The following is an 18909-nucleotide window of genomic DNA, read 5'->3' as shown; positions in this document are numbered from 1 at the left end:
CCCCGGCCACGGCAGCGCCCGCCGCGCCGGCCAACTGCGCAAGCCCGGCAGGGTCAGCCGCGGCGCGCGACCGCCCGGGGGCCGGGCCAGCACGCCAGCAGTGCCAGCCAGCCCCACCACAGCAGGAACACCAGCCGCTGCGCCAGCGCCGGCGACAGCAGCCGGTCCAGCGCGAACGCGCCCAGCGCCACCAGTAGCGCCATCGCCAGCGCCAGCGCGGCCCAGCCGCGCGCGGCGGGATCGCGGCGCGCGCCCAGCCCCAGCAGGGCCGCGGCCGCGACCAGCGCCACCACCCACAGCAACCAGGCGCTGGCATGCAACTGGGTCGCGCGCGCCTCCAGGTCGGTCGGGTCCAGCGGCAGCAGGCCCATGCCGGCGAAGGCCAGGCCGGCCAACAGCAGCAACTGCCCACCGACCCGCACCGACCAGGGCGCCTGGCGGCCGGCGCGGCGCAGCAGCCGCAGCGCCAGCGCCAGCGCCAGGGCCCCGGGCAACACGAATGCCAGCAGGTTGAACGCCCAGGCATGCGGGATGCCGCGCGCACCGAGCAGGGCCAAGGGATGCGACCACGGCAGATAGCCGGGCAGCACCGCGCCGAAGCCCAGCATCGCCGCCACCGCCGCCACCGCCAGCAGCGGCCCGATCCAGCGCAGCACCCGTTCGCTCACCTCGCCCATCCGTTACCGTCCTTTCGCGCCGCCATGGCGCCCGAAACCCGGCATTGTCGCCGCTGCGGCCGCGGCCGGCATCCGTGGCGCGACGCCGCCGCCCTTGCATCGGCGCCGCCGCGCCTCCATACAGAGCGTCTTCTCGACTGCGATGACGCCGCCCATGTCCGACACGCCCCACGTTTTCGACGCCAAGACCGAGACCTTCGAAGCCGATGTATTGCAGCGCTCGCTGCAGACGCCGGTACTGGTGGACTTCTGGGCGCCCTGGTGCGGCCCGTGCAAGACCCTGAGCCCGATCCTGGAAAAACTGGCGGCCGAGTACAACGGCGGCTTCGTCCTGGCCAAGGTCGACGTGGACCAGGAGCAGCAGATCGCGGCGGCGTTCCAGATCCGCTCGGTGCCGACGGTGTTCCTGGTCAAGGGCGGACAGTTGGTCGATGGCTTCCCCGGCGCCCTGCCCGAGGGCCAGTTGCGCGAGTTCCTGACCCAGCACGGTATCGTGCCGCTGGCGGCGCAGGAGCCGGCCGAGGACGTGCCGGCCGCGCCGCTGGATCCGCAGGCCGAGGTACAGCGCCTGCGCGAGGCGGTGGAGGCCGAGCCGGACAAGGATGAGTTGAAGCTGGATCTGGCCCTGGCCCTGGTCAAGGTCGGCGCCGCCGCCGAGGCAGAGACGCTGATCGATGCGCTGCCGGCCAACCTGGCCACCGACGAGCGCGCGGTGCGGGCACGGGCGCGGCTGGGCTTCGTCGGCGCGCTGCAGGCCGCGCCGCCGCTGGAAGCGCTGCAGGCCACGCTGGCGCAGGATCCGAGTGATTTGAAGGCGCGCTACCTGCTGGGCGTCCGCCACCTGGTCGGCGGCGACGACGCGGCCGCGCTGGAGCAGTTCCTGGAGATGCTGCGCCAGGACCGCACGTTCGAGGACGGCCTGCCGAAGAAGGCGCTGATCGATGCGTTCCGGGTGATCGAGGACGAGGACCTGGTGGGGCAGTACCGCCGCAAGATGTCCGCCCTGCTGTTCTGAGGCGGCCGCGGCACGGGCGTCGGCGGGCCGCGTGCACCGCCGACGCCGTCGGCGGCGGTTGGTCATGCGGACTGGCCGCTGCTGCCGACGTGTCAGACGCGCCAGGGCGCGCAACAGGCGCCCCACCGATGCACCATACGCATGCGTCTGGTAGGCTCGCGTTCTCTGTTCCAGCCCTTCCCGCACGATGAAGCCATCGCTGTTCCGCCTGGGCCTGAACCTGTGGCCGCCGTTCCTGTTCGCCGGCATCCACGTGACCGCGCTGAGCGCCGACTACCGCCATGCGCGGGTCGAACTGCGCATGCGCCCCTGGAACCGCAACTACGTCGGCACCCATTTCGGCGGCAGCCTGTTCGCCATGACCGACCCGTTCTGGATGCTGCTGACCATGCAGAACCTGGGGCGCGACTACTACGTCTGGGACAAGGCCGGCAGCATCGAGTTCGTGCGGCCGGGCCGCGGCACGGTCAGCGCGCGGTTCGACCTGGACCAGGCGCTGCTGGACGAGCTGCGTGCCGCCACCGCCGGCGGCGACAAGCACCTGCGCTGGTTCGAGACCGACGTGGTCGACGCCCAGGGCGAGGTGGTGGCGAGGACGCGCAAGCAGCTGTACGTCAAGCGCAAGCCGGCGCGATAGCCGGTCGACCCGCGGTTTCGCCAAGACCGGCCCTGTCTCTGCGCAAACACGTACACACCGCGAGCTGATGCGACCTCACCTTCCGCGCGCGGCGCGACGATTCGGGTGGCGTGCGCATGCTCCGGCCCAATCGCAGCTGCACAGCCGCGCCGCGAGACCATGCCGCGCCGCACCAACGGCCATCAGGCGCCGCTACACTACGCGGATGTCGCCCGATCTCGCCGCCCCCGTTCCCCGCCCGTCCCTGCAACGGCTGTTCTTCACCGGCCTGCTGACCCTGTTGCCGATCTGGCTGACCTGGGTCGTGGTCAAGTTCGTGTTCGTGCTGCTCTCGGGCATCAGCAGCCCCTGGGTGGTGCCGCTGTCGGTGCGCATCGCCGCCTCGTTCCCGCGCGAGTTGGGCTGGGCCACCGCGCAGTGGGTACAGAACACCATCGCCCTGATCGCCACCCTGGCGGTGATCCTGCTGGTCGGCTTCCTCAGCAGGCGCGTGATCGGCCAGCGCCTGCTGCGCTGGTTCGAGGCGGTGATGCGCCGCATCCCGCTGGCCAGCGTGGTCTACGACAGCGTGCGCAAGCTGGTGGACATCCTGCAGACCCAGCCCGGCAGCACCCAGCGCGTGGTGCTGATCGACTTCCCGCACCGGGACATGAAGTCGGTGGGTCTGGTCACGCGGGTCATCAAGGAACACGGCACCGGCCGCGAGCTGGCCGCGGTGTACGTGCCGACCACGCCCAACCCGACCTCCGGCTACCTGGAGATCGTGCCGGTGGAACTGCTCACGCCCACCGACTGGAGCGTGGACCAGGCCATGAGCTTCATCATCTCCGGCGGCGCGGTGGCCCCGGAGAGCGTGCCGTTCACCCGGACCGTGGACCGCTGACGCCGATGCGCCGCGGCACGCTCGACGATCGCGCGGTCCGTCTGTTCATCGCCCTGGCGGCGTTCTTCTGCGTCAACGCCGCGCTGGCCGAGTTCATCGGGGTCAAGATCTTCGCCCTGGAAGACACCCTGGGCATCGCCCCGCTCAACTGGAACCTGTTCGGGCAGACCGGCTCGATGAACTTCACCGCCGGCACCCTGCTGTGGCCGCTGGTGTTCATCCTCACCGACACCATCAACGAGTTCTTCGGCCGCCGCGGCGTGCGCTTCATCTCCTGGTTGGCGGTGGCGCTGATCGGCTACGGCTTCCTGTTCGCCTTCGCTGCGATCGCGCTGGCCCCGGCCGGGTTCTGGGTCACCGCCGCGCAGAACCAGGGCGTGCCCGACTACCAGGCCGCGTTCGCCGCGGTGTTCGGCCAGGGCATGTGGACCATCGCCGGCTCGCTGGTCGCGTTCATGGCCGGCCAGCTGATCGACGTGGCGGTGTTCCACCGCATCCGCAGCGTGACCGGCGAGAAGCACGTGTGGCTGCGCGCCACCGGCTCCACCGCGGTCTCGCAGCTGATCGACAGCTTCGTGGTGATCTACATCGCCTTCGTGCTCGGCCCGCAGCACTGGTCGATGCAGTTGTTCCTGGCGGTGAGCACGCTGAACTACATCTGCAAGATGCTGCTGGCGGTGCTGCTGATCCCGTTGCTGTACCTGATGCGGCGCCTGATCACCGACTATCTGACCCCCGAGCGCGCCGAGCAACTGCGCGAGGAAGCCGCCGCCGACTGAACGCCGGCACACGCGCGAGCGCCCCGCGCGCCCTCGCGCGCGGCCATCGTGCAGCGCCGCAGAGGCCGCTGCCGCCTGGCCCGTCGCGCCACGGCGCCCGCCCGCGACAGGCCGGCGGGCGCCCGCGGGCAGCGGCCATGGGTGGCCTCGGCGGAGCGGATCGGGCAAGCTCCCCGCTCGCTTGTCGTTGGAGCCCGCAATGCCGCCCCGCTTTTCCCGCCTGCTGTCCCTCGCCATCGCCACCGCCCTGAGCCTGTCGCTGGCGGCCCCGGCGGACGCGGCCAAGAAGAAGACCACCAAGCAGACCACCGCGCAGACCCGCGCCAAGGCGAGCAAGGCCCGCAAGGCGCGGCCAGCGCCGGCCCCGGTGGTGCTGACCAAGGCACAGCAGTTGAACAAGCTGTACGACGACTACTGGGAAGCCTCGCTCAAGCTCAACCCGCTGCAGGCCACCTTCCAGGGCGACAGCCGCTACAACGACCAGTTGCCGAACTTCCTCTCGGCCGCGTTCCGCCAGCAGTCGCACGACTTCACCGTGGAGTGGCTGGGCAAGGCCGAGGCGATCGGCAAGGACGGCCTGACCGGGCAGGACCTGCTCAGCTACGAAATCTTCGTCGGCGACGCGCGCAACGCGCTGGAGGCGGAGAAGTACCCGAGCTGGATGCAGCCGGTGAACCAGTTCTACAACGTCGGCAGCATCATGGTGATGCTCGGCTCCGGCACCGGCGCGCAGCCGTTCCACACGGTCAAGGACTACGACAACTGGTCGCGGCGCGCGCTCGGCATCCCGGCGCTGTTCGACCAGGCCATCGCCAACATGCGCGAGGGCATGAAGGCCGGCGTGGTGCAGCCGCGCGCGCTGATGGAGAAGGTGCTGCCGCAGCTGGATGCGATCATCAAGCCCACCGCCGAGGAAAGCCTGTTCTGGGGCCCGGTGCGCAACCTGCCCGCCGACATCCCCGAGGCCGAGAAGCAGCGCATCACCGCCGAATACAAGCGCATGATCGAGTACCGCATCATGCCCGCCTACCGCTCGCTGCGCGGCTTCATCGCCACCGAGTACCTGCCGGCCACGCGCAGCACCGCCGGCGTCGGCGCCCTGCCCGGCGGCGATGCGTGGTACGCCTGGAACGTGCGCCAGAGCACCACCACCGACCTGACCCCCGCCCAGATCCACCAGATCGGCCTGGACGAGGTGGCGCGCATCCAGGGCCAGATCCAGGCGGTGATGAAGCAGGTGCGCTTCCGCGGCTCGATGCAGAAGTTCTTCAAGTTCATGCAGACCGACAAGCGCTTCAGCTTCAGGAGCGAGGACGAGCTGCTGAGCTACTACCGCGGCCTGGAGGGCCGTGTCGACGCGGCGGTGCCGCGCATGTTCTCGCTCAAGCCCAAGGCCGCGTTCGAGATCCGCCCGGTGGAACCGTACCGCGCGCAGTCGGCGGCCAGCGGCTCGTACATGCGCCCCAGCGAGGACGGCCGCCCAGGCATCTTCTACGTCAACACCTACGACCTGCCCAGCCGCAAGACCTGGGATGCGGAAGACCTGTACCTGCACGAAGCCATTCCCGGCCACCACTTCCAGCTCGGCCTGCAGCAGGAGCTGACCAACCTGCCCAAGTTCCGCCGCTTCGGCGGCGAGACCGCCTTCATCGAAGGCTGGGGCCTGTACGCCGAATCGCTGGGCAAGGACCTGGGCCTGTACCAGGACCCGTACAACTATTTCGGCTATCTGCAGAACGAGCTGTGGCGCGCGATCCGCCTGGTGGTGGATACCGGCCTGCACAGCAAGGGCTGGACCCGCGAGCAGGTGATCGACTACATGCTGCAGAACTCGGCCACCAGCCGCACCGACGCCGAAGCCGAGGCCGAGCGCTACATGGCCATCCCCGGCCAGGCGCTGTCCTACAAGATCGGCGAGATGAAGATCCTGCAGTTGCGCGACTACGCCCGCACGCAACTCGGCGACAAGTTCGACATCCGCGAGTTCCACGCCGAAGTGCTGAAGGACGGCTCGGTGCCGCTGAACGTGCTGCAGGAGAAGATCGAGCGTTGGGTGGCGAGCAAGAAGGGGTAAGCGGGGCGCCGCTTCGCGCGCGGGGCAAGCGGCCTGATGCGTCGCGGGGGTTTTTGTAGGAGCGGCTCTTGTCCCCTTTTCGGGGATCAGCCGCGACGGGGCATTCCTGGTGAAGCCCGGTCGCGGCTGATCCCCGAAAAGGGGACAAGAGCCGCTCCTACGAAAGGCCGCATCGGCGGCTGCGCCATCGCCTTCCCGCTGCGCCCATCCCACTCGGTGCGGATAGCGCGCCGGTTCCATCAAGGCATCGGACGCAAACGAACCCATTGTGGGAGGGACTTCAGTCCCGACGCCCTTCACTGCAACGCGTCGGGACTGAAGTCCCTCCCACAACAGCAGGAGGCCGCCGACATCAGCTGCGCCCCCACCGGCCAAGACGGCGTACGGTCGCGTGCAAGGCGACCCACCTCCTCGCTACGACGATGCCAGACGCAGCGCCAGCTGCGCGATGTCCTGCGGCGTGGTGCGACAGCAGCCGCCGATCAGGCGGGCGCCGGCCGCACGCCAGTCGGCGAGGTGGTCGGCAAGGGTGCCGGCATCGGCACTGTCGGCCTGCCAGCATTTGCGGTCGGCGTCGTAGCGCTCGCCGGCATTCGGATACACCACCAGCGGCACGCGGGTCAGTGTCGCCAAGTGGCGCAACGCCGCGGTGGCCAGCGACGGGGCAACGCAGTTGACGCCGAGCGCGACCACCTGCGGATGGCCGTCGAGCAATGCCACCACCTCACGCAACGGCGTGCCGTCGCTGAGATGCGTCGCATCGCGCAGCGTGCAGGTGAACCAGGCGACGATCTGCGGGAATGCCTCCAGCACCTCCAGCAAGGCCACCATTTCCACCAGTGACGGCTGCGTCTCGCACGCCAGCAGGTCCACACCCGCCTCCACCAGCGCGGCGATGCGCGGGCGGTGGAAGTCACGCAATGCCGCCTGCGGCAAGGCGTAGTCGCCACGGTACTCGGACCCGTCGGCCAGGAAGGCGCCATACGGACCGACCGAGCCGGCAACCAGCAACGGCCCCGCCTGCGGATGCCGCGCGAGATGCGCCTGCCGCGCCTGTTGCGCAAGTTCGACGCTGCGCGCGATCAAGCGCTGTGCTTGCGCGAGGTCGATCCCGCGTGCGGCAAACCCCTGCGGCGTGGCCTGGTAGCTGGCGGTGATCGCACACTGCGCACCGGCGGCGAAATAGTCGCGGTGCACCTGGCGGATCAGGTCCGGCTGTTCCAGCAGGATCTTCGCCGACCACAGCGGATCGCGCAGATCGCAGCCGCGCCGTTCCAGTTCGGTGGCCAGCGCGCCATCGAGCACCAGGCAACGGTCATCGGCCAGCAGCGCGGCGAGCGGGTTGTGCGGCATGGCTTAGCCTCGCAGCGACGGAATGCGCAGTGTCGCAGACGGCGGCGGCACGGTCGCGACGCTGCGCTATGCTCCGCAGATGGATCGCTTCCCTCGCTCGCGCCGGGTCAACCCGTGACCTTCACTTCTTTGACCCCAATGCTGCGCTGTGCCGACCTGACCGCGGCATTGGCGTTCTACACCAAAACGCTGGCGTTTCGCCTCGACAGCGGCACGGTGGCGACGGGCTGGGTGTCGCTGCGGCACGGCCCACTGGCGCTGATGCTGGCCACGCGACTGTCGGAGGACGAGGCAACCGTCTCCGATGTCGCCTGCTCGCTGTACTTCCGCACCGACCAGGTCGATACCTGGTGGCAGCGGCTGCAGCCGCACGCGCGTATCGTCTATCCGTTGCAAGACTTTGCTTACGGCATGCGCGAATTCGCGATCCGCGATCCGGACGGCCATCTGCTGCAATTCGGACAGGCGCTGTGCCGATGAGCCTGACCCTCGACGGCCTGCACCACGTGGCGATCATCGCCTCCGACTACGCGCGCTCGAAGGATTTCTATTGCCGCGTCCTGGGCCTGCCGGTGATCGCCGAGGTCTACCGCGATGCGCGCGACTCCTGGAAGCTGGACCTGGCCCTGCCCGACGGCAGCCAGCTCGAACTGTTCTCGTTCCCGACCCCACCGCCGCGACCCAGCCGCCCGGAAGCCTGCGGCCTGCGCCACCTGGCGCTGCGCGTGCGCGACCTGGACGCCGCCGTCGCGCACCTGCAGGCGCACGGCGTGGCGGTCGAACCGATCCGCGTCGACGAATACACCGGCCGCCGTTTCACCTTCTTCGCCGATCCCGACGACCTGCCGCTGGAACTGTACGAAAACGGCTGAACGCCCACCGCCGCCCACGCTGAACCGCATGACGCAGTGCAGATTCCCAGCACCATACGCTTGGGTATACAGTCGGATCAGGCCGGCATCGCGCCGGCCGCACCGGACATCCCTCGGGAGGGGAACATGCGCACGAGCTTCAAGACCCTGATGCTGGCCCTGCCGCTGAGCGCGGCGGCATTCATGGCGCACGCCGCCGACACCTCGCCGGTCGGCCGCTGGCAGACCATCGACGACGAAACCGGCAAGCCCAAGTCGATCGTGCAGATCGAACAGGCCGGCAACGGCACGCTGAGCGGCAAGGTGGTGGAGATCCTGCAATCCAACCACGGCCCCAACCCGATGTGCGACAAGTGCGACGGCGAGCGCAAGGGCAAGCCGATCAAGGGCATGACCATCCTGTGGGGCCTCAAGCCCGACGGCACCGCGGTGTGGGACGGCGGCTCGGTACTGGACCCGGCCAAGGGCAAGACCTACAAGGCCAAGATCACCCTCACCGACGGCGGCAAGAAGCTGCAGATGCGCGGCTACATCGGCATCGAGGCGTTGGGGCGGACGCAGACCTGGATCAGGGAGTGACGGAAGCCGGAAATCGGGAGTGGAGAATCGGGAATCGTAAAAAGCGGCATCTGCCGGCCTGAGACCACCCCACTCCGACAAGGCGCCTGCAAAGGCGCCTTTTTCGTTGCCAATCAGTTCGCAGGCCACCGCTCTTGCGATTCCCCATTCCCGACTCCCCATTCCCGCGAATCGGGAGTGGAGAATCGGGAATCGTAAAAAGCGGCATCCGCTGACCTGATGCCGCCCAACTCCGACAAGGCGCCTGCAAAGGCGCCTTTTTCGTTGCCAATCAGTTCGCAGGCCACCGCTCTTGCGATTCCCCATTCCCAATTCCCCATTCCCCGCTCCATGCAATAATCCCCGGCCCCCAGAAACGCCGGCCGCCATGACCACCGCCCTCGTCACCACCGCCCTGCCCTATGCCAACGGACCGCTGCATCTGGGGCATCTGGTCGGCTACATCCAGGCCGACATCTGGGTGCGCGCGCGGCGGTTGCGCGGCGACCGCACCTGGTTCGTGTGCGCCGACGACACCCATGGCACGCCGATCATGCTGGCCGCGGAGAAGGCCGGGGTCACCCCGGAAGACTTCATCGCCGCCATCCAGGCCAGCCACGAGCGCGATTTCGCCGCGTTCGGCGTGGCCTTCGACCATTACGACTCGACCAACTCGGACGCCAATCGCGCCCTGACCGAGGCGTTCTACGCCAAGCTCGACGCCGGCGGCCACATCGCGCGGCGCTCGGTGGCGCAGTTCTACGACCCGGCCAAGGGCATGTTCCTGCCCGACCGCTACATCAAGGGCATCTGCCCGAACTGCGGCAGCGCCGACCAGTACGGCGACAACTGCGAGGTCTGCGGCGCCACGTATGCGCCGACCGAGCTGAAGGAGCCCAAGTCGGTGATCTCCGGCGCCACGCCGGAACTGCGCGATTCGGAGCACTTCTTCTTCGAGGTCGGCCGCTTCGACGGCTTCCTGCGCGATTGGCTGGCCGGCGACGTCGCCCTGCCCGGGGTCAAGGCCAAGCTGATGGAGTGGCTGGACAGCGAAGGCGGCCTGCGCGCCTGGGACATTTCCCGCGACGCGCCCTACTTCGGCTTCCAGATCCCCGGCCAGCCGGGCAAGTACTTCTACGTTTGGCTGGACGCGCCGATCGGCTACCTGAGCAGCTTCCAGACCCTGTGCGCGAGCCTGGGCGAAGCCTTCGAGCCGCACCTGGCCGCCGGCACCGCCACCGAACTGCACCACTTCATCGGCAAGGACATCGTCAACTTCCACGGCCTTTTCTGGCCGGCGGTACTGCACGGCACCGGCCACCGCGCGCCGACCCGGCTGCACGTCAACGGCTACCTGACCGTCGACGGCGCCAAGATGTCCAAGTCGCGCGGCACCTTCGTGATGGCCCGCACCTACCTGGACGTGGGCCTGGAGCCGGAAGCGCTGCGCTACTACTTCGCGGCCAAGTCCTCCGGCGGCGTCGACGACCTCGACCTGAATCTGGGCGACTTCGTGGCGCGGGTCAACGCGGACCTGGTCGGCAAGTTCGTCAACCTGGCCAGCCGCTGCGCCGGCTTCATCGACAAGCGCTTCGGCGGCGCGCTCGCCGACGCGCTGCCGGATGCGGCGCAGTACACGCGCTTCGTCGCCGCGCTGGCGCCGATCCGCGAGGCCTACGAGCGCAACGACCCGGCCAGCGCGATCCGCCAGACCATGGCCCTGGCCGACGAGGCCAACAAGTACATCGACGAACACAAGCCCTGGGTGCTGGCCAAGCAGGACGGCGCCGAAGCGCAACTGCAGGCCGTGTGCACGCAGGGCCTGAACCTGTTCCGCGTGCTGGCCGCCGCGCTCAAGCCGGTGCTGCCGCGCACCTGTGCCGAGGCCGAGGCGTTCCTGTCGTCCCCGCTCACCGCCTGGGACGACCTCGACGCCCCGCTGCTGGCACACGCCATCCAGCCCTACGCCCCCCTGTTCACCCGTATCGACCCAAAGCTGCTCGACGCCATGACCGACGCCTCCAAGGACACCCTCGCCCCCGCCCCGGCCGCCGCGGCCCCCGCCGCCAAGCAGGAGGCGAAGGCAGTGACGCATCCCCAATCCCCACTCCCCACTCCCGGCGTCATCGGCATCGACGATTTCGCCAAGCTCGACCTGCGCATCGGCAAGGTAATGGCCTGCGAATTCGTCGAAGGCTCGGACAAGCTGCTGCGCTTCGAACTGGACGCCGGCGAGCTGGGCAAGCGGCAGATCTTCTCCGGCATCCGCGGCAGCTATGGCGAGCCGGAAAAGCTGGTCGGCCGCAACGTGGTGTTCATCGCCAACCTCGCCCCGCGCAAGATGCGCTTCGGCCTCAGCGAAGGCATGATCCTGTCGGCCGGCTTCGACGGCGGCGCCCTGGCCCTGCTCGACGCCGACAGCGGCGCGCAGCCGGGCATGCCGGTGCGGTAAGCCGGGAAAGGAGAATCGGGAATCGGGAATCGCAGAGCTGCAGCCGCCGCCAGACCCGCTTTTACGATTCCCGTTTCCCCATTCCCCATTCCCATGGACTTGGCCCTTTTCGACTTCGACCACACGGTCACCACCGCCGATACCTATTCGGGGTTCCTGCGGCGGGTGGCCACGCCGGCGCAACAGGCGCAGGCGCGCTGGACGGTCGGGCCCTGGCTGGCCGGCTATCGGCTGGGGCTGGTGTCGGCGGCGGCATTGCGCACGCGGGTCACCCGGCTGGTGTTCGCCGGACGCGACGCAGACGAGATCGCCCGCGAAGCCGAGCGCTATGCGCACGAGGCGCTGCCGCCGCTGCTGCGGCCGGACATGATGCAGCGGATCGCCTGGCACCAGGCGCAGGGGCACAGGGTGGCGCTGGTGTCCGGTTCGCTGGACCTGTATCTGCAACCCTGGTGCAAGCAGCATGGGCTGCACCTGATCTGCAATCGCCTGGAAGTGCAGGACGGGCGCCTGACCGGCCGCTATCGCCACGGCGACTGCGGGCCGCGCAAGGCCGCCCTGGTCCGCATGCAGTACGACCTGAACGCCTATCCGCGCATCTACGCGTACGGCGACAGCCGCGAGGACCGGCCGATGTTGGCGCTGGCGCACGAGCGCTGGTACCGCGGGCGCCGGATCGCCTGAGCCGATGACGCCGCGCCAGACACCGCCGCCCCTGCCGTCCGCTGCGCAGCGCGCGGCCGCCTCCGCACCACGCAGCGACGCCGAGGCCACGCCACCGCGCGACCGCAGCGCGGTCGTCGCCTTGTCGATCGTGGCGCTGGCGGTCCTGCTCGGCATCGGATTCGCCGTCAGCGTGTGGGGGTGGCGCATGTACCCCGCGGCGCGCAGCGACGACGCCTGGGTGGCGACGCCGGCGTCGCGCGCCGGTGGCGCCAGGCCCGGCGCGCCGGCCGCCGCCTCCACGCATGCGTCCACGGACGACGCGACCGTGGTGATCGCCCGGTTCCGCGAGGACGTGCTGCCGGCGATCCGGGTCGGCCAGACCGCGCAGGTGCGCCTGGCCGGCGATGCGGAGAGCGCCTGGGTCGGCCACGTCCAGGCGATCGGCGCCGACACGGACGCGGCGCTCGACAGCGCCGCGCAGGCCGGCAACCATGTCCAGCGCGTGCAGCGGCAGCCGGTGCGGATCGTGCTGGACCGTGCCCAGGACGCGCCCGCCACGCCGGCGCCGGGCACCGCGGTCCAGGTCGTGATCGATACCTACAGCGCGCGCTAGGCTCGGGCCGCAGCGGACGCCGCGCTACACTGTGCCGGCTCGCCACGCCGGCGTTTCCGCTTTTCGCCTCTGCTCCACGCCGTGCGCCGCCGCGCGCCGCCTCCGCCATGACGCCCACCCACGACGCCCTGCTCGAACGTCTCGATCGCCTGCTGCCGCAGACCCAATGCGGCCAGTGCGGGTTCGACGGCTGTCGTCCGTATGCCCAGGCGATGGCCGCCGGCACGGCGCAGGTGGACCGCTGCCCGCCCGGCGGCGACGCCGGCGCGCGCGCCCTGGCGCGGGTGCTCGGGGTCCCCGCCCTGCCCTACGACCGCAGCCGCGGCACGCACACGCCGCCGCAGGTGGCGTGGGTGGTCGAGGCCGACTGCATCGGCTGCACCAAGTGCATCCAGGCCTGCCCGGTGGACGCCATCGTCGGCGGCGCCAAGCACATGCACACGGTACTGGCGCCCTTGTGCACCGGCTGCGCGCTGTGCCTGCCGGCCTGCCCGGTGGACTGCATCGTGCTGCGCTGAGACGCCCGCGCAGCGCGGCCGCCACCGCGGGCGCATCCGGATCGGCGCCGCCTGCGTATGTCCTGGTGTCATCCCACCGGAGCGCCGTGCATGCCGACGTCGACCGCCGCCTTCCCGTTCACCCGACCGCACCTGCCGCTGGCGCTGGTGCTGAGTACCGCCGCGCTCGTCGCCGCGGCACCGGCCAGGGCGATGCTGCACTACGAGGGCATCGCCTATGCCGCCGACAGCAAGCAGGTGCTGTACCGCGAAAGCCATTGGGTCCGCGACGATGGCGCGCGCGTGGTGCTGTACCAGTGCGCCGATGGCAGCGCGTTCGCACGCAAGCGCGTGGACGACGGCAGCGCCGCGCCGGATTTCGAGCTGGTCGATGCGCGCAGCGGCTACCGCGAGGGCGTGCGCCGCAGCGGCGGCGGGCGCGAGATGTTCAGCCAGGCCAAGGGCCAGGCCGAGCGGCGTGCGCCACTGCCCAAGCACGAGCAGGCGCAGGTGATCGACGCCGGTTTCGACGCCTACCTGCGCCAGCGCTGGGACAGCCTGGGCAGCGGCGCGCCGCAGCGCATCGCCTTCGTGCTGCCCAGCGAACTGCGCACGCTGGACTTCCGCATCACCCCCGGCCCGGCCGATGCCGAGGTGCAGCGCTACACCCTGAGCCTGGCCGCCTGGTACGGCACGCTGCTGCCCGACCTCAGCGTCGCCTATGCGCGCCAGGATCGGCGCCTGCTCGAGTTCCGCGGCGTCGGCAACATCCGCGACGCGCGCGGCCGCTACCCGACCGTGCGCATCGAATTCCCCGAACGCCTGCGCGGCCAGGCCGATGCCGGCGCCTGGGAGCAGGCGCTGCAGCAACCGTTGGTCGCGCAATGCAGCGCGCGCTGAGCCGCGCCGCCAGCGCATTCACGCCGGCCATCGCCACACCCGCTACAACCATGCCTGCGCATCGCCCGCGCATCGACGAGGACACCTCATGGCCAAGGCCTACCTGTGGTTCAACGCCGCGCTCTACGCGCTCCTGGCCGTCTGGTGCACGCTGCTGCCGGCGCAGACCGCCGCCGCGGTGGGCTATGTCGGCCTGGACCGTTCCGGCCAGTCCGAATACCTTGTCATCTACGGCGGCCTGCAATTGGGCATGGCGTTCCTGTTCGGCTATTTCGCCCGCACCGGGCAACTGCGCACCGGCCTGCTCCTGGCGCTGGCGTTCTACGTGCCCATCGTGCTCTACCGCAGCGCCAGCCTGCTGCGGCTGTGGCCGGTGGGCCCGACCACGACCGGCCTGGCCGCGTTCGAGATCGTGCTGCTGCTCGCCGCACTCATCCTGTGGCGGCGCCAGCGCGCCTGAGCGACGGCCGCGGCGAAAGCCTGTAGCATCGCGCCGACCTTCGCTACCGTCTCCCGGCATGACCGAGTCGCCCGATCACGACGAAGCAGGACAATTGCTGGTCGCCACCGCCACCGGCGACAGCGCCGCCTTCGAACGCCTGTACCGCACCACCTCGCCGCGCCTGTTCGGCGTGTGCCTGCGCATCGTGCCGCAGCGCGGCGAAGCCGAGGACGTGCTGCAGGAAGTGTTCTCCTCGGTCTGGCGCAAGGCCGCGCAGTTCGACCCGCAGCGCGCGCGCGGCCTGACCTGGCTGACCATGATCGCCCGCAACAAGGCCATCGACCATCTGCGCGCACGCGCCCCTGCGCGGCAGTCGGTGGCGCTGGACGACGCCGGCGAATTGCAGGACGAAGGCCGCGATCCGCTCGCCGATACCGAGTGGCGGGTGGCGGGACGGCGCCTGGACGTGTGCATGGGCGAGCTGGAGCCGCCGCGCGGCGAGTTGATCCGCACCGCGTTCTTCGAGGGCATCACCTACGAGGAACTGGCCCACCGCAGCGGCACGCCGCTGGGCACGGTCAAGAGCTGGATCCGCCGCGGCCTGGCCAAACTGAAAGCGTGCCTGGAACGATGAACGCCTCCGTGCCCGATCCGCAGGAAACCCCGCCGCCGCGCGACGTGCTGGCCGGCGAATACGTGCTCGGCGTGCTCGACGCAAAGGAGCGCCGCGCTGCCGAAGCGCGCATCGACAGCGACTCCGAATTCGCCGAGGCGGTGCTGCAGTGGCAGCAGCACCTGATGCCGCTGGCCGACGAGATCGCGCCAGCCGAGGTGCCCGAGCGCGTGTGGGTGCGCATCCGCGCCTCGCTGGGCCTGGATGCGCCGGCGCCGCGCGCGCGGCCCGCTGCGCCCGGGTTCTGGGACAGCGTGCGGACCTGGCGCTGGCTCAGCGCCGGCGGCTTCGCCACCGCCACCGCCTGCCTGCTGGCGCTGCTGCTGGCGCGTGCGCCGGTGCCGCCGCCGGCCGCGCAGCCGCCACCGGTCGCCACCACCACGCCCAAGCCCAGCGGCATCGCGATGACCTCCACGCTGATGCAGGACGACGGCAAGCCCGGCTACGTGGCGCTGATGGACGCCGACAAGCGCAGCATCACCCTCACCCCGCTGGGCGGCACCCACGACAGCGCGCGCGTGCCCGAGCTGTGGCTGATCCCGGCCGACGGCAAGGCGCGCTCGATGGGCGTGTTCGATGAGGCCAAGGCGCGCGTGGCGCGCATCCCCGACGCGCTGATGCCCATGCTCAGCGACGGCGCGGTGCTGGCGGTGACCATGGAACCGCCCGGCGGCGCGCCCGGCGGCGTGGCCACCGGCCCGGTCGTGGCCAAGGGCGGCATCAGCACACTGCAACTGGCGCCGTAGACAACCCCTTCTCCCATCGGGACCATGGATTTCCTTCTCCCGTCGGGAGAAGGTGTCCCGAAGGGGCGGATGAGGGTACGGGCGAAGCCTCGTGGACCTGATTCCGCGAGGCGCTTCGCGCCGCACCCTCACCCCAACCCCTCTCCCGGTGGGAGAGGGGCAATACGCCTTAGCACGCTGCAACTCGCACCGTAGACAACCCTTCTCTCACCGGGACCATGGATTCCCTTCTCCCATCGGGAGAAGGTGCCCCGAAGGGGCGGATGAGGGAACGGGCGAAGCCTCGTAGAGCGTCCGGTAGCGCAAGTTGGATGCGCGAGGCGCTTCGCGCCGCACCCTCACCCCAACCCCTCTCCCGGTGGGAGAGGGGCAATACGCCTTAGCACACTACAACTGGCGCCGTAGACAACCCCTTCTCCCGTCGGGACCATGGATTTCCTTCTCCCGTCGGGAGAAGGTGCCCCGAAGGGGCGGATGAGGGTACGGGCGAAGCCTCGTGGACCTGATTCCGCGAGGCGCTTCGCCCCGCACCCTCACCCCAACCCCTCTCCCGGTGGGAGAGGGGCAGTTCCAGGCGTCTTGCGCGCGCCGCAGGCAGTCCGTGCCGCGCTACTCTGCAAGAACCCGGCGCGCATTCACCCGCCCACCACTCGTGCGCAGGCAACATCGCCGCCGCCATCGCGCATCCGCACGACAGCCAGATCTTCCGATTCGTGCGACGCCTGCGCTTCGCCGTCGTGGCCGCCATGCCGCGTCCGCAGCCGTGCAGGGGAAATGCGACGCGGGTGCATCCGTCTTCCGGTTTCGCCCGTATCGCTCCCAAGTCCCCCAATGAGACGCGCTTGTGCCGAGTCCCGTTCCGGAACCCCGCCCTTCCACATCGCCGCCTGCGCCGCGTGGCCGCATCCTGCGCACCCTGCGCCGCTGGTTTGACACCAGCGCCGAGATCGAGCTGGACCCGGCGCGCGCCGACCGTATCGACTGGCTGCGCGCCGCGCCCTACATCGGCCTGCACCTGGCCTGCCTGGGCGTGTTCTGGGTCGGCGTGTCGTGGTTCGCCGTCGGCATGGCGGTGGCGATGTACGCGGTGCGCATGTTCGCGCTCACCGGCTTCTACCATCGCTATTTCGCCCACCGTGCGTTCAAGACCTCGCGCCCGGTGCAGTTCCTGTTCGCCGCGATCGGCGCCACCTGCGTGCAGCGCGGGCCGCTGTGGTGGGCCGCGCACCACCGCAACCATCATCGCCACACCGACACCCCGGCCGATCCGCATTCGCCGCGCCAGCACGGCTTCTGGTGGAGCCATAGCGGCTGGTTCCTGACCCCGCGCGGCTTCCGCACCGACTGGGAGGCGATCCCGGACCTGCGCCGCTTCCCGGAACTGCGCTTCCTCGACCGCTTCGACCTGCTGCTGCCGGTGCTGCTGGCGCTGGCGCTGTTCCTGCTCGGCGGGTGGCTGCAGCGGCACATGCCGCAGCTCGGCACCGATGGCCCGCAGTTGCTGGTGTGGGGCTTCTTCGTCTCCACCGTGGCGCTGTTCCATGCCACTTTCACCATCAACTCGCTGGCGCACCGCTTCGGCAGCCGCCGCTTCGACACCCGCGACGACAGCCGCAACAACCTGTGGCTGGCGCTGCTGACCTTCGGCGAAGGCTGGCACAACAACCACCATTTCTTCCCCGGCGCCGCGCGCCAGGGCTTCCGCTGGTGGGAGCTGGACCTGACCTGGTACGGACTGAAGGCGCTGTCGTGGACCCGCGTGATCCGCGAGCTCAAGCCGGTGCCGGCCGGGCTGGTGCGCGCACAGGCGCGTGCCCGATGAGCCGGATCGCGGTGGTGGGCTCGGGGATCGCCGGCCTCGGCGCGGCGTGGCTGCTGTCGCAGCGCCACGAAGTGACGCTGTACGAGGCGGCCGACTATCTCGGCGGCCATACCCACACCCATGCGATCGAACTGGATGGCGCGGAGTACGCGGTGGACAGCGGCTTCATCGTGTTCAATCCGGAGCACTACCCGCTGCTGAGCGCGCTGTTCGCGCGGCTGGGAGTCGAGTCGCAGCCGACCACGATGAGCTTCTCGGTGCACGAGGAACGCACCGGACTGGAGTACAACGCCGGCACGCTCGACGGGCTGTTCTGCCAGCGCCGCAACCTGCTGTCGCCGCGCTTCTGGCGCATGCTGCGGGACCTGCGGCGGTTCTACCGCGAGGCGCCGCAGGTATTGCACGACGCCTCCCTGGCGCAGCTCACCCTCGGCGAATTCCTGCAGCGCCACGGCTACTCCCAGGTGTTCCGCGACGCGCACCTGGTGCCGATGGCCTCGGCGCTGTGGTCCTCGCCATCGCGGCAGATCCTCGATTTCCCGATGCGTCAGCTGATCGGCTTCATGGCCAATCACCACATGCTGCAGGTCAGCGGCCGCCCGCAGTGGCGGGTGGTGCGCGGCGGCTCCAACAGCTACGTGCGCGCGCTGCGCAGCCGCTGGCGGGTGCGCGAGCGGCTCGGCACGCCGGTGCGCGCGATACAGCGCACCGCGCACGGCAGCGTCGCCATCGCCTGCGATGCCGATACCCAGCAATACGACCATGCGGTGCTGGCCTGCCATGCCGACGACGCGCTGCACCTGCTCACCGACCCCAGCGAGGCCGAAACCGCGATCCTCGGCGCGATCGGCTACCAGGACAACGAGACCGTGCTGCACACCGACGCGCGCGTGCTGCCGCGCGACCGCCGCGCCTGGGCCGCCTGGAACGCGCACGTGCCGGCCGATCCGGACGCGCCGTGCACGGTCAGCTACTGGATGAACGCACTGCAGTCGTTGCAGGCGCCGCAGCCGTTCATCGTCAGCCTCAACCGCAGCGATGCGATCGATCCGGCCAAGGTGTTGCGGCGCATGCGCTACCGGCATCCGCTGCAGACCCAGGCGTCGGTGGCGGCGCAGGCGCGCAAGGGCGAGATCCAGGGCCAGCGCAACACCTGGTTCGCCGGCGCCGGCTGGGGCTTCGGCTTCCACGAGGACGGCCTGCGCAGCGCGGTCGACGTGGCTGCCGCGCTGGGGGTACCCTGGTCATGA

20 protein-coding genes are annotated in these 18909 nt (G+C 70.1%); 18 read left to right on the top strand and 2 right to left on the bottom strand.

The annotated features are described in order from the left end of the window. Window positions 1–53: 53 nt before the first annotated feature. The gene (locus J7357_RS16705) at window positions 54–677 is read right to left on the bottom strand and encodes a DUF998 domain-containing protein (RefSeq protein ID WP_209248212.1); all 624 of its coding nucleotides are present in this window, start codon (window positions 675–677) and stop codon (window positions 54–56) included. Between the two features lie 154 nt (window positions 678–831). Here J7357_RS16705 and trxA point away from each other — a divergent pair, with 154 nt between their 5' ends. The 5 genes from trxA to J7357_RS16680 all read left to right on the top strand — a co-directional run bounded on the left by trxA (window position 832) and on the right by J7357_RS16680 (window position 6065). Continuing rightward, window positions 832–1692 (top strand): thioredoxin, encoded by an 861-nt coding sequence (gene trxA, locus J7357_RS16700; protein WP_209248210.1) that lies wholly within the window; start codon window positions 832–834, stop codon window positions 1690–1692. 187 nt (window positions 1693–1879) lie between these two features. Continuing rightward, the gene (locus J7357_RS16695) at window positions 1880–2329 is read left to right on the top strand and encodes a DUF4442 domain-containing protein (RefSeq protein ID WP_209248208.1); all 450 of its coding nucleotides are present in this window, start codon (window positions 1880–1882) and stop codon (window positions 2327–2329) included. Between the two features lie 205 nt (window positions 2330–2534). Next, window positions 2535–3212 (top strand): DUF502 domain-containing protein, encoded by a 678-nt coding sequence (locus J7357_RS16690; protein WP_209248206.1) that lies wholly within the window; start codon window positions 2535–2537, stop codon window positions 3210–3212. Next, window positions 3209–3991, top strand: a complete 783-nt coding sequence (locus J7357_RS16685) for a queuosine precursor transporter (protein ID WP_204243685.1) — start codon at window positions 3209–3211, stop codon at window positions 3989–3991. Before J7357_RS16690 ends, J7357_RS16685 begins: the two co-directional genes overlap by 4 nt. Before the next feature lie 199 nt (window positions 3992–4190). Next, a complete protein-coding gene (locus J7357_RS16680) occupies window positions 4191–6065 on the top strand; it encodes a DUF885 family protein (RefSeq protein ID WP_209248204.1) in 1875 nt (624 codons plus the stop codon). Between the two features lie 414 nt (window positions 6066–6479). Here J7357_RS16680 and mmuM read toward each other — a convergent pair whose 3' ends face one another. Beyond that, complete coding sequence (mmuM, locus tag J7357_RS16675) at window positions 6480–7418, bottom strand: homocysteine S-methyltransferase (RefSeq protein ID WP_209248202.1); 939 nt, start codon at window positions 7416–7418, stop codon at window positions 6480–6482. Window positions 7419–7556: 138 nt separating this feature from the next. On the opposite strand from mmuM, the gene J7357_RS16670 reads away from it, so the two are divergent. The 13 genes from J7357_RS16670 (at window position 7557) to J7357_RS16610 (ending at window position 18909) form a co-directional block, all read left to right on the top strand. After that, window positions 7557–7898 carry a VOC family protein gene (locus tag J7357_RS16670; protein ID WP_280515407.1) on the top strand — a complete coding sequence of 114 codons (342 nt, stop codon included), beginning with the start codon at window positions 7557–7559 and terminating at the stop codon, window positions 7896–7898. Window positions 7899–7900: 2 nt separating this feature from the next. Next, window positions 7901–8290 carry a VOC family protein gene (locus tag J7357_RS16665; protein WP_209248220.1) on the top strand — a complete coding sequence of 130 codons (390 nt, stop codon included), beginning with the start codon at window positions 7901–7903 and terminating at the stop codon, window positions 8288–8290. Window positions 8291–8416: 126 nt separating this feature from the next. Next, entirely contained in the window at window positions 8417–8869 is a 453-nt protein-coding gene (locus J7357_RS16660; RefSeq protein ID WP_010342365.1) for a DUF2147 domain-containing protein, read from the top strand. A gap of 367 nt (window positions 8870–9236) precedes the next feature. Next, the gene (metG, locus tag J7357_RS16655) at window positions 9237–11300 is read left to right on the top strand and encodes a methionine--tRNA ligase (RefSeq protein ID WP_209248198.1); all 2064 of its coding nucleotides are present in this window, start codon (window positions 9237–9239) and stop codon (window positions 11298–11300) included. A gap of 93 nt (window positions 11301–11393) precedes the next feature. After that, the gene (locus tag J7357_RS16650) at window positions 11394–11984 is read left to right on the top strand and encodes an HAD family hydrolase (RefSeq protein WP_209248196.1); all 591 of its coding nucleotides are present in this window, start codon (window positions 11394–11396) and stop codon (window positions 11982–11984) included. Between the two features lie 4 nt (window positions 11985–11988). Further along, complete coding sequence (locus J7357_RS16645) at window positions 11989–12579, top strand: hypothetical protein (RefSeq protein WP_209248194.1); 591 nt, start codon at window positions 11989–11991, stop codon at window positions 12577–12579. A 107-nt stretch (window positions 12580–12686) separates the two neighbouring features. Beyond that, entirely contained in the window at window positions 12687–13097 is a 411-nt protein-coding gene (gene rnfB, locus J7357_RS16640) for an Rnf electron transport complex subunit RnfB (RefSeq protein WP_209248192.1), read from the top strand. A gap of 90 nt (window positions 13098–13187) precedes the next feature. Then, window positions 13188–13976, top strand: a complete 789-nt coding sequence (locus J7357_RS16635; protein WP_209248190.1) for a hypothetical protein — start codon at window positions 13188–13190, stop codon at window positions 13974–13976. An 88-nt stretch (window positions 13977–14064) separates the two neighbouring features. Continuing rightward, window positions 14065–14436, top strand: coding sequence for a hypothetical protein (locus J7357_RS16630; RefSeq protein WP_019801199.1), 372 nt, complete (start codon window positions 14065–14067; stop codon window positions 14434–14436). A gap of 58 nt (window positions 14437–14494) precedes the next feature. Continuing rightward, window positions 14495–15052: a sigma-70 family RNA polymerase sigma factor gene (locus J7357_RS16625; RefSeq protein ID WP_209248187.1), complete on the top strand. Its 558-nt coding sequence runs from the start codon at window positions 14495–14497 to the stop codon at window positions 15050–15052. Further along, the gene (locus J7357_RS16620; RefSeq protein WP_209248185.1) at window positions 15049–15837 is read left to right on the top strand and encodes an anti-sigma factor; all 789 of its coding nucleotides are present in this window, start codon (window positions 15049–15051) and stop codon (window positions 15835–15837) included. The genes J7357_RS16625 and J7357_RS16620 overlap by 4 nt, the downstream gene beginning before the upstream one ends. 844 nt (window positions 15838–16681) lie before the next feature. Beyond that, window positions 16682–17659, top strand: a complete 978-nt coding sequence (locus J7357_RS16615; RefSeq protein ID WP_209248183.1) for an acyl-CoA desaturase — start codon at window positions 16682–16684, stop codon at window positions 17657–17659. After that, window positions 17656–18909, top strand: a complete 1254-nt coding sequence (locus J7357_RS16610; RefSeq protein WP_209248181.1) for an FAD-dependent oxidoreductase — start codon at window positions 17656–17658, stop codon at window positions 18907–18909. Before J7357_RS16615 ends, J7357_RS16610 begins: the two co-directional genes overlap by 4 nt.

The sequence above is a fragment of the Xanthomonas sp. D-109 genome, assembly GCF_017746095.1.
Classification (GTDB): Bacteria; Pseudomonadota; Gammaproteobacteria; order Xanthomonadales; family Xanthomonadaceae; genus Xanthomonas_A; species Xanthomonas_A sacchari.
This window is presented reverse-complemented; position numbering and strand designations above follow the sequence as displayed.